Origin of the sequence: Nocardiopsis trehalosi NBRC 14201 (assembly GCF_001552555.1) — a bacterium.
Taxonomy (GTDB): Bacteria; Actinomycetota; Actinomycetes; order Streptosporangiales; family Streptosporangiaceae; genus Nocardiopsis_B; species Nocardiopsis_B trehalosi.
Genome location: NZ_BCRK01000157.1, coordinates 1 through 14524 on the forward strand (window position 1 = coordinate 1; position 14524 = coordinate 14524).

Annotated in this window: 11 protein-coding genes; 6 read left to right on the forward strand and 5 right to left on the reverse strand. The window is 76.4% G+C overall.

Going from position 1 to position 14524, the window contains the following annotated elements; all coding sequences use genetic code 11:
• Window positions 1-187: 187 nt before the first annotated feature.
• Window positions 188-1366: an erythromycin esterase family protein gene (locus NT8_RS21885; protein WP_067972904.1), complete on the reverse strand. Its 1179-nt coding sequence runs from the start codon at window positions 1364-1366 to the stop codon at window positions 188-190.
• Between the two features lie 102 nt (window positions 1367-1468).
• Between NT8_RS21885 and NT8_RS21890 the strand changes: the two genes are divergently transcribed.
• Window positions 1469-2203, forward strand: coding sequence for a TioE family transcriptional regulator (locus tag NT8_RS21890; protein ID WP_067972907.1), 735 nt, complete (start codon window positions 1469-1471; stop codon window positions 2201-2203).
• On the opposite strand, the gene NT8_RS21895 is transcribed toward NT8_RS21890, so the two are convergent.
• Window positions 2200-3702, reverse strand: a complete 1503-nt coding sequence (locus NT8_RS21895; protein WP_245646273.1) for a peptide MFS transporter — start codon at window positions 3700-3702, stop codon at window positions 2200-2202. The two genes, NT8_RS21890 and NT8_RS21895, sit on opposite strands and share 4 nt — an antisense overlap.
• Window positions 3703-3788: 86 nt before the next feature.
• Window positions 3789-5357 (reverse strand): MFS transporter, encoded by a 1569-nt coding sequence (locus NT8_RS21900; RefSeq protein ID WP_067972913.1) that lies wholly within the window; start codon window positions 5355-5357, stop codon window positions 3789-3791.
• 269 nt (window positions 5358-5626) lie between these two features.
• On the opposite strand from NT8_RS21900, the gene panB reads away from it, so the two are divergent.
• Window positions 5627-6466 (forward strand): 3-methyl-2-oxobutanoate hydroxymethyltransferase, encoded by an 840-nt coding sequence (gene panB, locus NT8_RS21905; protein ID WP_067972916.1) that lies wholly within the window; start codon window positions 5627-5629, stop codon window positions 6464-6466.
• Window positions 6467-6601: 135 nt separating this feature from the next.
• The gene (locus NT8_RS21910) at window positions 6602-7639 is read left to right on the forward strand and encodes an LLM class F420-dependent oxidoreductase (protein ID WP_067972918.1); all 1038 of its coding nucleotides are present in this window, start codon (window positions 6602-6604) and stop codon (window positions 7637-7639) included.
• Window positions 7640-7673: 34 nt separating this feature from the next.
• Here NT8_RS21910 and NT8_RS21915 read toward each other — a convergent pair whose 3' ends face one another.
• The gene (locus NT8_RS21915; RefSeq protein ID WP_067972921.1) at window positions 7674-10628 is read right to left on the reverse strand and encodes a helix-turn-helix transcriptional regulator; all 2955 of its coding nucleotides are present in this window, start codon (window positions 10626-10628) and stop codon (window positions 7674-7676) included.
• A gap of 64 nt (window positions 10629-10692) precedes the next feature.
• Window positions 10693-10920 carry a hypothetical protein gene (locus tag NT8_RS21920; protein ID WP_067972923.1) on the reverse strand — a complete coding sequence of 76 codons (228 nt, stop codon included), beginning with the start codon at window positions 10918-10920 and terminating at the stop codon, window positions 10693-10695.
• Between the two features lie 280 nt (window positions 10921-11200).
• Here NT8_RS21920 and NT8_RS21925 point away from each other — a divergent pair, with 280 nt between their 5' ends.
• The 3 genes from NT8_RS21925 (at window position 11201) to NT8_RS21935 (ending at window position 14469) form a co-directional block, all read left to right on the forward strand.
• Window positions 11201-11845: a COG1361 family protein gene (locus NT8_RS21925; RefSeq protein WP_169805244.1), complete on the forward strand. Its 645-nt coding sequence runs from the start codon at window positions 11201-11203 to the stop codon at window positions 11843-11845.
• A 74-nt stretch (window positions 11846-11919) separates the two neighbouring features.
• Window positions 11920-12255, forward strand: coding sequence for a hypothetical protein (locus NT8_RS21930; protein ID WP_067972930.1), 336 nt, complete (start codon window positions 11920-11922; stop codon window positions 12253-12255).
• A gap of 354 nt (window positions 12256-12609) precedes the next feature.
• The gene (locus tag NT8_RS21935; protein WP_067972933.1) at window positions 12610-14469 is read left to right on the forward strand and encodes a carbohydrate-binding module family 20 domain-containing protein; all 1860 of its coding nucleotides are present in this window, start codon (window positions 12610-12612) and stop codon (window positions 14467-14469) included.
• Window positions 14470-14524: the final 55 nt, after the last annotated feature.

Below are 14524 nucleotides of genomic sequence, written 5' to 3' on the forward strand. Positions count from 1 at the left end.
CCGGGGCGGGTCCGCCCCGGCGGCCCCAGCCTCGCCGTGAGGGCCGCCCCGCCGGATCGCGGGCCGCAGCCCTATATCCGGTCCCGGTCCCCCGGTCCGGACGCCTAAGACCGGGGCGCGCGGGAGCGGCACCGTCCTAGGGAGGGCCCCGCGGGCACCCGTGGGCGCTCGCGGGGCGGGCGGCGGCTCAGGCCCCGGTGCCCGGGAGCCGCTCCGGCGCGGCGGCGACGGCGGCCGGGCCGTCGCCGACGTGCAGGACGGCGTCGGCGGTGTCGAGCAGGTCCCGGTCGAGCGGGAAGTACCCCATCTGCGGCGTGGTGTCGGTGCGCGTCCGGGTGCCGGTCACCGAGGCGGCCGGCACCAGCCCCCACGTGCCGACCCGGGACTGGAGGGCGCTCTCGAAGGTGTCGGGCGCGGGCTCGCCGAGCCCGATGGTCGCGCTGCGGCCCAGGGACCCGGCGACGAAGGCGTACCGCTCGCCCACCAGGGACGCCAGGATGGCGCCCGCGCCGGACCACCGGAGGTCCATGTCGCCCATCGGCATGCGGCTCGGCGACCGCCGCAGGTGCAGGTTGTGCGCGAAGACCAGGGTGGGGCCCCGCTCGGCCTCGGCGGCGCGGATGTCCAGCAGGTTCTCGGCCATGAGGGCGTCGCGGGTGCCGGACAGGCGGGACCACCGCAGGGACGGATCGCCGGGCCGGGCGGACTGCGCGTGGTAGCGCAGCAGGCCGAGCCCGCCCGCCAGGTGGACGCCGGCCCGGGTCCAGGCGGTGTGCGAGGTCGCCGCGATGAGTTCGGGCGCGCGCCCGTAGAGCGCGGTGCGCATGTCGTCGGCGATGACGCGCAGCCGCGCGGCCTCGGGCGTGGCGCCGGGCGACGCGTCCGCGTCCATGAGCGCCTCCAGGGACTCCCACCGCTCGTCGGGGCCGAGGAGGCCCGCGAGGTCGAGGTCGAGCCCCAGGTAGTCGCGGACGTGTTCGAGGTGGCGGCGCGGGCTGGGCGCGCTCATCGTCTCCATGGGGGCGTCGAAGCCGTGGAAGGCCAGCCGCTCCTCCGGCGGACGCCCCTCGTTGTACGCGCGCATCCAGGCCACCAGCCGCCGGTTGGCGTCGAAGGCGCCCCAGCCGTGTGAGAAGCCCTCGTCCATCGCGGTGTCGAGGCTTCCGGTGCCGGCGCGGACGTGGTCGTCCACGGTGAGCGCGGCGACGCGGTCGGTCTCCAGCGCGATGGACCGGAAGCCGTGGCCGGCCAGCCGGGCGAACAGCTCGTTGCGGAGGCGCGCGAACGCGGGCTCGGCGTGCGTCGGTTCGCCGAGTGCCAGGAGGTCGCAGGACGCGGGCAGGAACGCGGTGATGTCGGTCGTCATGTGGGTGAAGCGTATCTTTGAAAGCCCGGTGGAGACTCTCCCGCTGATCTCCACCGCAACACCGGGGACGTCGGCGGGAAAGTCTCCAAACGGGGTGAGCACATGCGGCCGACCGACCTGGCGCGCGAGCACGGGATCTCGACCCAGGCGGTCCGCAACTACGAGCACGACGGCCGCCTCCCGCCCGCCGCGCGCACGCCCAGCGGCTACCGCGTCTACACCGAGGTTCACGCCGCGGCGCTCCGCGCCTACCTGGCCCTGGTCCCGGCGTTCGGCCACGCGGCGGCCGGGGAGGTCATGCGCGCGGTCCACGGCGGTCGGCTCGACGACGCGCTGGCGGTCATCGACGGCGGGCACGAGCGGCTGCTCCGCGACCGGGGGACCCTCGCCGCCGTCCGGGAGGCGGTGCACCACCTGGCGGGGGAGGCGGCCGCCGCCCCGGAGCGGCCGTCCGGGCCCGCCGTGCGGACCATCGGCGCCCTCGCCCGCCGGCTCGGCGTCACCCCGGCGACTCTGCGCGACTGGGAGGCGGCCGGCATCCTCGCCCCGGACCGCGACCCGGCCACCGGGTACCGCCTCTACCGCGCGCCCGACGTCCGCGACGCCGAACTCGCCCACCTGCTCCGGCGCGGGGGCTACCCGCTGGACCGCATCGCCACCGTGGTCCACCGGGTGCGCACGGCCGGCGGCACCGACACGCTGGCGCGCGCCCTGGACGACTGGGGGAGCCGGCTCACCGCGCGCGGCCGCGCCATGCTCGACGCGGCCGCGCTGCTCGGCCGCTACCTGGACGTGCTCGACGGCGGCGCGCCCCCGGCGGGGCGCACCGCGCCCTAGGGCTGTGCCGGGTCCGGGTCCGGGGCCGGGTCGGTGGTGCGCCGCAGCCACCGGGCGGCGACGGCGAGCAACAGGCCGAGCACGGCCGCCGCGCCGCCCACCGCCGTGAAGTAGCCGGCGGCGGCGTCGCGGTCGTAGAACGCCACGATCTGCGCCGAGATGCCCTGGCCGGCCGCGCCTGCGGTCAGCCACAGCCCCATGGTGCGGGTGGCGAACGCGGCGGGCGCCAGCCGGGTGGTGGCCGACAGTCCGATGGGCGACAGGCACAGCTCGCCGATGGTGACCAGCGCGAAGCTCGCCACCAGCCACATCGGCGCCGTCAGCCCGGCCGACGCCGCCGGGACCGCCATCAGCAGGTAGGAGGCCCCGGCGAGGACCAGGCCGGTGGCGAACTTGGCGGGGGTGGAGGGGGCGCGACCGCGCCGGGCGAGCGCGGTCCACAGGGCGGCGAACGCGGGCGCGGTGAAAATCAGCACGAGGGAGCCGACGGACTGGAACCAGGACGAGGGGACCGCGAACCCGCCCGCGTCGAGGTCGGTGGAGTCGCGGGCGTACTGGGCCAGGACAACGGCGCCCTGCTCCTGGATGATCCAGAAGCACACCGCCGCCGCGAACAGCGGGATGTAGGCGAGCAGCCGGGCGCGCTCGGCCGGGGTGGTGCGCGGGCTGCGCAGCATCACCGTGAAGTAGCCGATCGGCAGCGCCACCGACGCGGCGCTGACCAGGTCGATCACCAGGTCGGCGGTGAGCAGCCCGGCCGCGGCGAGCAGCGCCAGGGCGGCGGCCGACACGGCGACCGCCGCGGCCGCCGCCCGGGGGACCCGCGGCCGCCCCCGCTCGGTCCGGGGCAGCGGGTTGGCCGGGGCCCGCCCGTCGGCGCCCAGGTGGCGGGCGCCGCGCGCGTAGACGGCGAGCCCGACCGCCATGCCGACCGCCGCCAGCCCGAACCCCAGGTGGTAGTCGTAGCGCTGGCCGAGCGTGCCGACGATCAGCGGGGCGAGCACGGCGCCCATGCTGATGCCCATGTAGTAGATGGTGAACCCGGAGTCGCGGCGGGCGTCGCCGGGTGCGTAGAGGTGGCCGACCGACGCCGACACGTTGGGCTTGAGCAGCCCGGTGCCCGCCACGATGAACACCATCGAGGCGTAGAGGGCGGCGGCGCCGCCGGGCAGCGCCAGGCACACGTGGCCGAACATGATGAGCACGCCGCCCCAGAACGTGCACCGCTGCGGCCCGAGGAGCCGGTCGGCGACCCACCCGCCGGCGATCGCCGCCATGTAGACCGCGGAGCCGTAGACCGCCACCAGCGACAGGGCGGTGGGCTCGTCGATGCCCAGGCCGCCGTCGGCGGTCCGGTCGTACATGTAGTACAGCAGCAGGGCGCGCATGCCGTAGTAGGAGAACCGCTCCCACGCCTCGGTGAGGAACAGGGTCGCCAGGCCCCTGGGGTGGCCCAGGAAGGCGCGGTCGCGTGTGCCGGTCGGGGCCGGGGTGTCCACAGCCAGCCTCCCGCGGGGGTGGGGGCCGGGGCGCGGTGCGTGCCCCGGATGACCGGCGGGACGCTAGTGCACGGCGGCGCCGCACGTCAACGGCCCCCGGGGCCTCCGGGGGCCTCCCGCTCGCCGCGCGCGCCCCTCGGCGGGGCGGTGCGGCGGGGCATCCACAGCAGCACCACCACCAGGCACAGCAGCCCCGTTCCCATGGCGCAGACGGCGGCCAGGTGCATGCCCGACAGGAACGCCTCCTTGGCCGGTCCGACCAGGGCGCGCCCCTCGGGGCCGCCCACGCGGGCGGCGGCCGCGAGGGTGGCCTCGATGGACTCCCCGGCGGCCGTGCGCCGGTCCTCGGGCACCGCGCCCAGGTGCGGGGTGACGCCGTCGCGGTACACGCCGGAGACCAGCGCGCCGAGCACGGCGACCCCCAGCGCGGTGGCGACCTGGCGGGCGGTGTTCTGCACGGCCGAGGCGGCGCCCGCGTTCTGCGGCGGCACCGCCGCCATGATGGAGGCGGTCGCGGGGGTCATGACCAGCGCCATCCCCGACCCCTGGACGAAGAACGCGACCTCCACGTGCCACACCGGGGTGTGGGCGTCGAGCAGCGCGTAGGAGCCCAGCGCCGAGGAGGCGAGCAGCACCCCGGCGGCGCCCACCGCCCGGGGGCCGAACCGGGCCACGAGGTGCGGGCTGAGCGGGGACATGATCATCTGCGCGGCGGCGACCGGCAGCACCAGCAGCCCGGCGTGCAGCGGGCTGAACTCGCGGACGCTCTGCCAGTAGAAGGTGATGAAGAAGAGCACCCCGGCGAGGGCGAAGAACATCATCATCACGGCCACCACCGCCACCGACAGGCGCGGGTCGCGGAACAGCCGCACGTCGAGCGCCGGGTGGTCGATGCGCGCCTCCCACACCACGAACGCGGCGAGCACCGCGGCGCCCGCCAGCACCGGGACGAACACCGCCGGGTCGGTCGCGGAGCCGCGCTCGCCCGCCCCGATGATGCCGTAGACCAGCAGCACCAGCCCGGCGATCGACAGCAGCACGCCCACCGGGTCGAGCCGGCCCGGCCGGGCGTTGCGCGACTCGGGGACGAGCCACAGCAGCAGGACGACGGCGACGGCCACGATGGGCACGTTGATCAGGAACACCGACCCCCACCAGAAGTGCTCCAGCAGCAGCCCGCCCAGCGGCGGCCCGATGCCCAGGGCGAGGCCCACGGCCCCCGCCCACACCCCGATCGCGCGCGGGCGCTCCTCGGGGCCGAACACGCTGGTGATGATCGACAGGGTCTGCGGCATCACGGCCGCCCCGCCCAGCCCCATGACGGCGCGCGCCGCGATCAGGTGCTCGGGGGCCTGGGCGTAGGCCGAGGCCAGGGAGCCCAGCCCGAACACGAGGAGCCCCCCGAGGAGCATCCGGCGGCGCCCCACCCGGTCGCCGACGACGCCGCAGGTGAACAGCAGCCCGGCGAAGACCAGGGTGTAGGAGTTGATCGCCCACGCCAGTTCGCCCTGCGAGGCGCCCAGCCCCTGGCGCGGATCGGAGATCACCCGCAGGGCGACGTTGAGGATGGTGTTGTCGAGCACCACCACGAGCAGGGCGATCACCAGGACGCCGAGGACCGCCCAGCGGCGCGGGTACGGGGTGGTCGGCTCCATGGGGTCTGCCTCTCGGGTCGGCGGCGCGCGGGACCGCGCGGACGGGATCGGGGCGCCGCGCGCCCACCGCCGACGTGCCCCGCGGCATGGCCTTTCATACCCCGTCGGCCGGGGATGATCGGCGGCCGGCCGGCGGTTGCACCTGGATGGCGGCCGCTTCCGCGCGCCGTGCGATGATGGCGGCACGCGGCGCCCTCCGCCGCGCCGACCGTTGCCTACACCGTCCGGGGACGCCGTAAGGGCGCTTCGAGACTTCGGAGGAAACGCACATGTCCGAGACCGCATCCGCCCCCGCACTCTACGGGGGGACCTCCACCCGCCGCGTCAGCGTCCGCGACATCGCCCTGGCGAAGCGGCGCGGGGAGCGCTGGCCCATGCTGACCGCCTACGACGCCCTGACCGCGCGCGTCTTCGACGAGGCGGGCATCCCCGTCCTGCTCGTCGGCGACTCCGCCGCCATGGTCGTCTACGGCTACGACTCCACCGTCCCCGTCACCGTCGACGACCTGCTGCCGCTCACCGCGGCCGTCGCGCGGTCCACCACCCGCGCCCTGGTCGTCGCCGACCTGCCGTTCGGCTCCTACCAGGGCTCGCCCGAGCAGGCGCTCGCCGCCGCCGCCCGGTTCATGAAGGAGGGGCACGCCCAGGCCGTCAAGCTGGAGGGCGGGCACCGCGTCGCCCCGCAGGTCGAGGCGCTGGTGGCGGCCGGCGTCCCGGTGATGGGCCACATCGGCCTCACCCCGCAGTCCGTCAACACCCTGGGCGGCTACCGCGTGCAGGGGCGCGGCGAGGCGGGGGCGGAGCTGCTGGCCGACGCCAAGGAGCTGGAGCGCGCCGGGGCGTTCTCCGTCGTCCTGGAGTGCGTGCCGGCGGAGCTGGCGGCCGACATCACCGCGCAGCTCACCATCCCCACCATCGGCATCGGGGCGGGCGCGGGGACCGACGCCCAGGTCCTGGTCTGGCAGGACATGGCGGGTCTCAGCCCGCGCGTGGCCAAGTTCGTCAAGACCTACGCCGACCTGGCGGCCACCCTCGGCGGCGCCGCGAAGAGCTTCGCCGAGGAGGTCGTCGGCGGGACGTTCCCCGACGCGGCGCACTCCTACTCCTGACCGGCCGTGCCGCGCCGCCGCACGCGGCGCGGCACCCGGCGGCCGGAGGGCGCGTGTCGCCGCCCCGCCTCCCCGACCGAACGCTACTCGGCGGTAGAGTTTCGGCGACCCGGGGAAGAGACCTACGGAGGCACGATGCGCATCTCCATGCCGTTGCAGTACGCCGGCGAGCCCAAGCCGGCCGTCGACCAGGTCGCCGAGCTGGAGAAGGTCGGCCTGGACACCGTCTGGGTGGCCGAGGCGTACGGCTACGACAGCCCCACCCTCATGGGCTACATCGCGGCCCGCACCGAACGTGTCCGCATCGGCGCCGCCATCCTGCCGCTGTACAGCCGCACCCCCGCGCTCATCGCGCAGACGGCCGCCGGCCTGGACTACCTGTCCGACGGCCGGGCCGTCCTCGGCCTCGGCGCCAGCGGCCCGCAGGTCATCGAGGGCTGGCACGGCGTGCCCTACACCAAGCCGCTCACCCGCACCCGCGAGGTCGTCGAGATCTGCCGCAAGGTGTGGGCCCGCGAGGAGCGCCTGTCCTACGAGGGCAGCGTGTTCACCCTGCCGCTGCCGCCCGGCGAGGGCACCGGCCTGGGCAAGCCGCTCAAGATGATCAACCACCCGGTGCGCAGCAGCGTCCCCGTCTACCTCGCCTCCCTCGGCGAGAAGAACGTCGAGCTGACCGCCGAGATCGCCGACGGGTGGCTGCCGCACCTGTTCATCCCGGAGAAGGCCGACGCCGTCTGGGGGGCCGCGCTCGCCCGCGGCGCCGCCCGGCGCGACCCGGCGCTCGGCCCGCTGGAGATCTCGGCGGGCGGCCTGCTGGCCATCGGCGAGGGCGAGGAGACCCGCCGGCTCGCCGACTTCACCCGCCCGATGATCGCCCTCTACGTCGGCGGCATGGGCGCCAAGGGGAAGAACTTCTACAACACCCTGGCCCGCCGCTACGGCTACGAGGACGCCGCCGACCGCATCCAGGAGCTCTACCTCGCCGGGCGCAAGGACGAGGCCGCGGCGGCGGTCCCCGACGAGATGGTGGAGCTGACCAACCTGGTCGGCCCCGAGTCCCACGTGCGCGAGCGCGTCGAGGCGTTCCGCGCCGCCGGGGTCACCCACCTCAACGTCACCCCGGTCGGCGACGACCCCGTGCGCCTCATCGAGAAGCTGCGCGGCTGGCTGTAGCCGCCGCCCCGGCCGGGCGGACCGCCCGGCCGGGTCAGCCGATCCCGAGCTCGCGGGCTCGGGCGCCCGCCGCGCCGCGGTTGGGCAGCCCCAGCTTGGCCAGGATGTGCGACACGTGCACGCTGGCGGTCTTGGCCGAGATGAACAGCTCGCCGGCGATCTCGGCGTTGGTCCGCCCCCGGGCGAGCAGCCGCAGCACCTCGGTCTCGCGCGGGGTCAGCCCGGCCGGGCCCGCCGGCGCGGCCGTTCCCGGCGCCCCGACCCGCCGCGCCAGGTCGCCGGCCCGCCGTTCGAGCGCGGTGGCGCCGCACTCCGCGGCCAGCGCGGCCGCCGCGCCGACCAGGTCGGCGGCCGCCGCGCGGTCCTCCCCGGCGGCGGCCGACTCCGCGGCGCCCAGCAGCGCCCCGGCGCGCAGCAGCCGCATCCCCGGCGCCGCGTCGCAGGCGGCCAGGGCCGCCTTCCACGCGTCGGCGGCCGCGGCGGCGTCCGCGCCGCCGGCCACCGCCAGCCGCGCCTCCAGCACCGCCCGGCGCGCGGCCTGCACGGGTCCGCGCACGGGCAGCCCGGCGGCGGTCGCCGTCAGCGGGCCGTGCAGCCGCTCCGCCGCGTCGCCCGCCCGCGCCAGCGCCTCGCCGGCCACCTCCAGGACCGCCCAGGCGTAGCCGGGGGAGTGCGCCGGCTCCACCCGGCGCAGCGTGTCGGCCACGAGGCCGAGCGCCGCCTCGGGGTCGCCGTCGGCGGTCCGCAGGTCGGCCAGCGCGAGGATGATCATCAGCACCGCGTGGATGCGGGAGGTGCGCACCGCCCCCTCGGGGTCGAGCTCGGCCGCGCGGGCGCGCGCCGCGTCCGCGCGGCCCTCGGCCAGCGCCACCCGCACGTCCAGCGCCGCCAGGTACACGGTGTGCTGCGGGGAGGGCAGGGACGCGAACCCCAGGTCGACGTGGTGCCGGGCCGCCGGGACGTCGCCCAGGTCGAAGTGGACCTCGGCGAGGTTGAGCGCCATGAAGGCGCCGTTGACGCTCATCAGGCGCAGCTCGCGGGCGCGGTCCAGGGTGGGGCGGAGCAGGTCGGCGGCCGAGCCGTGCGCGCCCACCTCGCGCAGGAAGTGGGAGAGGTCGGCCACCCCGCGCATCTCCAGCGAGGGGTCGCGGCGCTCGCGCGCCAGCTCGATGGCGGTGCGCAGCAGCCGCTCGCCCTCGGCGGCGTCACCGGTGTTCATGCCCATGGAGCCGAGGGTGATCAGCGCGTCCGAGCGGGCGCAATGGTCGTCCTCCGCCTCGGCGTGGCGCAGCGCCTGGCGCGCCAGCTCATCGGCCGACAGGCTGCGCCGCCCCAGTCCGGCCAGGCCGGCCAGTCCCGGGTAGTCGACGGTCAGCACCTCGCGGCGGAGCATGACCTCGCGCGCCAGGTACGACAGCAGGTTGGCGTAGCCGGGGACGTGCGGCGGGTGGACGGCGAGCGCGGCCACCAGGTCGACCATGCCGTCGCCGTCGGAGATCTTCGTGCGGGCCTGGCCGCGCAGCCGCAGCAGTACGCCGCGCAGGCCGCGCGACGCGTCGTCGGCGGCGTCCTCGGGCACCTCGGCCAGCGCGGCGTCGCACAGCTCGCGGGCGCGGTAGACCTCGCCGCCCTCCAGGGCGGCGTCGGCCGCCCGGCGCAGCACCTCCACCCTGCTGTGGCCCTCGACGCGGTCGACGGCGTCGGGCACCCGGTCCCACAGCTCCAGGACGCGTTCGAGCATCCGCAGCTCCTCGGCGAAGGCGAGGGTCTCGGCGGCGTGCACGGCGGCCCACCAGGCGGCGCTGAGGGCGCGCGGCAGCTCGTGGGCGGAGTGGTAGTGGTGGGCCTGCTCGGCCGCGAGGCGGTGCGCCGGGACGGCGCCGGGCAGGGTCTCCAGGGCCTCGGCGTAGCGCAGGTGCAGCCGGACGTGGCGGCCGGGCAGCAGCTCGTCGTGGACGGCCTCGCGCAGCAGGGCGTGGCGGAAGCGGTAGCCGGTGCCGTCGACCCGCAGCACGTTGGCGTCGACGACGGCGTGCAGCGCCTCCTCCAGCCCGTCCTCCGGCAGGTCGGCGGCGCGGGCGAGCAGCGCGTGCTCGATGTGGCCCCCGCTGACCGCGCCGACGGCGGCGACCTGGGCGACCAGCCGGGCCCGGTCGTCCAGCCGGTGCAGCGGGCCCAGCAGCAGTTCGCGCGGGCCGTCGGGGACGGGGGCGGCGAGGAGGTCGTCCTGTTCGGCCAGCGACTCCACGAACAGCGGGATGCCGTCGCTGCGCGCGTGCAGCGCGGCGGCCTCCTCGTTGCGCAGCGGGCGGCCGCGGATGGCGGCGGCCTGGGCGGCCACCTCGGCCGGGCCCAGCGGCCCCAGCTCGACGCGGCCGACGTCGGGCAGGCGCTCCAGTTCGGGCAGCAGGCGCCGCAGCGGGTGCCGGCGGTGCAGGTCGTCCGTGCGGTAGGTCGCGAGGATCTGGACCGGGACGGAGTCGAGGTTGCGGATGAGGAAGACCAGCAGGTCGCGGGTCGCGTTGTCGGCCCAGTGCAGGTCCTCCACGACCACCGTGGTGCCCTCGGGGCCCGCGGTGTCGGAGAGCACGCGCAGGACGTGCTCGAACAGGATGCTGCGGGCCTCGCGGCGGTCGGTGGGCGCGGGGCCGAGTTCGGGCAGCAGGCGGGCCAGCTCCTGGTCGCCGCCGTGGGCGAGCGCGTCGAACGGGGCGCGGCCCGTGTCGCGCAGCAGGTGGCGCAGCACGGCGACGAACGGGGCGAACGGCAGGCCGTCGACCCCCAGTTCCAGGCAGCCGCCGGCCAGAACGCGCCCGGTGGCGCCGCGGCGCACGTACTCGGCGAGCAGCCGCGACTTGCCGACCCCCGCGTCGCCCCCGATCAGCAGCGTGCCGGGCGCGCCCGTGCGGACGCGCCCGGCGTGGTCGAGCAGCAGGCGCAGCTCCCGGTCGCGGCCGACGAACACGGGGCTGGGGCCGAGGACGGTCATGGGGTCGATTATGGCGGGCGATTCGGACAATCCGCGCATCCGGTTCCATCCGGTCCGGCGGGGGTCAGAAGCGGCCGGCGGGGACGCGCTCGGCGCGCGGCGCCGGAACCCGCTGCGGCGCCTCCGGGGCGACCGGGGTCCGCTCGACCGGCGTGCCGCCGTCGGGGCCGCCGCCGCGGCGCGCGCGGCGCTCCTCGCGCAGCCGGCGCCGGGCGGCCCGTCCCCGCAGCGCGCGCTCCTGGTCGGCCCGGCGCTCGCGGGCGACCGCGCTGAGGATGTCGGGGTGCATCATGGCTTCTCCTGCGGTGTGGCGTGTGCGGTCCGGTGCTCCGTCCCGCTGATCCTCAGACTCCTCCTAAGACCCCCCGCCGCACATGAGGGAAAAGCCGTATTCGCGGCGGAGGCGCCGGTGGGAGGGCTAAGCCGGTGCGGCCCGGGCCGCACCGGCGCCGATGCGGCGGCACGGTCACGGTTCCGCGTGTCACCCGCCGTCCGGGCCCCGCTGCGCGTAGTCATGGTGTCCGGGCGTCCTCCGCGGGGGAGCGACGGGAACGGACGGGGGTGGGGCCGTGGTGGCGGCCGCGCGTACGCGCACGGGATACGCGGCGGGACTGCTGGCGGGGGCGGCGGTGGCCGGCGCCGCGCTGGCGGTGGCCGGGCCGCCCGCGCGCGCCGAGGGGACGGCCGAGGGGGCGCGGCAGCGGGGCGAACCGGTGCTCACCGTCGGGGTCACCGACGGCCGCGACGCGATCGCCCCGGGGGAGGAGACCCGCTACACGGTGTCGGTGCGCAACGAGGGCTCCGCGCCCGCCGACGGCGTCGTCGTCTCGCAGAGCGTCCCGGCCGAGGCGCACCCGGTCGACGCGGGGCAGGGCGGGCGCACCGAGGAGGGCGTGGTGACGTGGCGGGTGCACGTCGCCCCCGGCGGCGAGGTGACCCGCACGGCCACGGTGCGGCTGGGGCCGACGGGCGGGGAGGTGTGGCGGGTGGCGACCACGGTCTGCGCGCAGACCGACCCGGACCACCCGCCGGTCGCCTGCGCCGCCGACGCCAACCTGGTGAAGGGGGCGGCGGCCGGCCCCGCGCCCGCCGCCGCCGACCCGCCCCGCCCGACGGCGCTGGGCACGGCGGCCGCCGCGGCCGTCCCGGGCGCGCTGGCCGCGGGCGCGGTGCTGGCCCTGCTGCTGCGGGCGCGCGCCCGGCGGGCGGCGCGCTGACCGGCACCGGATCGTTACGTCGGGGTGTCGTCACCCGAGCGGTCGAGTACTACACGGCGTAGTACTGTTGCGCCATGGACATCCTCTCCTCGGCCCTCGTCTTCGTGCACCTGCTGGGCATGGCCGGCATCATCGCCGGCTTCCTGATGCAGCTCATCACCGGCAACGGGAAGTCGCCCAAGGTGATCCTGCACAGCTCACTGCTCCAACTCGCCACCGGGCTGCTGCTCGTGGGCACGGCCGAGATGGGCGGCGGCGAGCTCGACCACGTGAAGATCGGCGTCAAGCTGGTCGTCGCGCTGGCCGTCACCGTGGTGGCGGTGCTCAACCTGCGCCGGCCCGCCGCGCGGCTCGCCGTCATCGCCGGGGTCCTCGCCGTCCTCAACGTGGGTGTGGCGGTGTTCTGGTAACCCGCCCCAGCGCCGCGCCGCCGGTCCGCCCCAACGGGGGCGGGCCGGCGTTCTTCTTGCAAGGCGTTGCAGTCCTTGCGTGCCCTTCCGCCCCGCCGCGCGCGGGGGGCGGACGCGTCCGGCCAGGTGGGCGCGGCGCCGTCCGGGTGCGGACGGTCGCCGCCCGCGCCGCACGGTGACGGCGCCGAGGTGGCGGGGGTGGATCGAAGGGAGGCGGCCGGCCGCCGAACGTGGCGGCGTGGGCTATTCCCAAGGGGGCCGCGAGTTGTTACCTTCGTCACGTCGCGCAAATTCTTGCAACACCTGAAAGCGCGACTCAATCCCCCGTTCGACGACATCCGCCCAGGAGGCGCGATGAAGACGCGAAGGCTCGGCTCCGCTGCCGCGGCGCTGGCGCTCGCCGCCGGCGCGCTCGCCGCCGCGACCGCCCCCGCCCAGGCCGCCCCCGCACCCCCGCCCGCCGAACCGGCCGCCGCCACCGCGGCCGGGGACACGATCGTCCACCTCTTCCAATGGCGCTGGGAGTCCGTCGCCCAGGAGTGCGAGGAGTTCCTCGGCCCCAACGGCTACGGCGCCGTCCAGGTGTCGCCGCCGCAGGAGCACGTGGTGCTGCCCGGCGAGGGCTTCCCCTGGTGGCAGGACTACCAGCCGGTGTCCTACCGCATCGACGACACCCGCCGCGGCACCGCCGCCGACTTCCAGGACATGGTCGACCGCTGCCGGGACTCCGGCGTGAAGATCTACGTCGACGCCATCCTCAACCACATGTCCGGCACCGGGTCGATCGGCTCCGGCCCCGGCAGCGCCGGCACCGTCTACGGCAAGTACTCCTACCCCGACCTGCACGGCGACGGCGCCCACGGCTACGGCCGCCAGGACTTCAACGACTGCGGCCGCGACATCGCGAACTGGAACGACAGGTGGGAGGTGCGGAACTGCGAACTGGTCGGCCTGTCCGACCTGGAGACCGGCAGCACCCACGTGCGCGACCGGATCGCCCGCTACCTCAACGGGCTCATCGACATGGGCGTGGCCGGGTTCCGCTACGACGCCGCCAAACACGTCCCGCCGGCCGACGTGCAGGCGATCAACTCCCGGCTGCGCGCCACCGTCCCCGGCTGGGGCCAGGCGCCCTACATCTACCAGGAGGTCATCGGGGACGCCACGATCTCCCCGAACGAGTACACCCCCGCCGGCGACGTCACCGAGTTCGAGTTCCAGCGCCGCATCAGCGCCCGGTTCGCCGAGGGGAACCTGCAGGGGCTGCGCACCATCACCGACGGCCTCGTGGCCGGCGGGTCGGCCACCGCGTTCGTCGTCAACCACGACACCCAGCGCAGCCACCCCACCCTCACGCACCGCACCGACCGCGACCGCTACGACCTCGCCCAGGCGTTCCTGCTCGCCTACGGCTACGGCACCCCCAAGGTCATGTCCAGCTACGACTGGACCGGCGACCCGAAGACCGGCCCGCCCGCCGAGTCCGACGGCACCACCCGGCCCACCACGTGCGGCCGGGGCCGGTGGGTGTGCGAGCACCGCGCGCTGAACGGCATGCCCACCTTCGCCAACGCCGTCGAGGGCCAGGACGTGCGGTGGAAGGACGGCGACGGCTCCGCGCGCGTCGCCCTGGACCGGGGCGCGGCCGGCTTCGCCGCGTTCAACGCCACCGGCACCGCCTGGACCGCCGCGTTCCCCACCTCCCTGCCCGACGGCGACTACTGCGACGTCGCCAACGGCACCTTCACCGGCGGTACCTGCGACGGGGACGTCTACACGGTCGCCGACGGCTCGGTGGCGGTCGAGGTCCCGGCCGAGGGCGCGGTCGCCCTGCACGTCGAGGCCCCCGGCGAGTGCGCCGACCCCGACGGGTGCGGCCCCGGCGGCGGTCCGGACCCCGGCGACTGCGCCACCGTCGACGTCGGGTTCCGCGCCGAGGCCACCACCTGGTACGGCCAGGAGGTGTACGCGGTGGGGTCGATCCCGCAGCTCGGCTCCTGGGACCCGCAGCGGGGCCTGCGGCTCACGACCGGCGAGGGGAGCTACCCCCGGTGGAGCGGCGACCTCGCCCTGCCGGACGGCACCGCCTTCGAGTACAAGTACGTCAAGGTGGACCCCGACGGCGGCGTCGAGTGGGAGTCCGGCGGCAACCGGAGCGCCACCGCCGACGGGGGTGACGACTGCGCGCACGTCCTGACCGACCGCTGGCGGTGACCCCGCCGCCCGACCCGCCCCGCTCACCGGCGGGCGGCCGCCCGGAGCGGCCGCC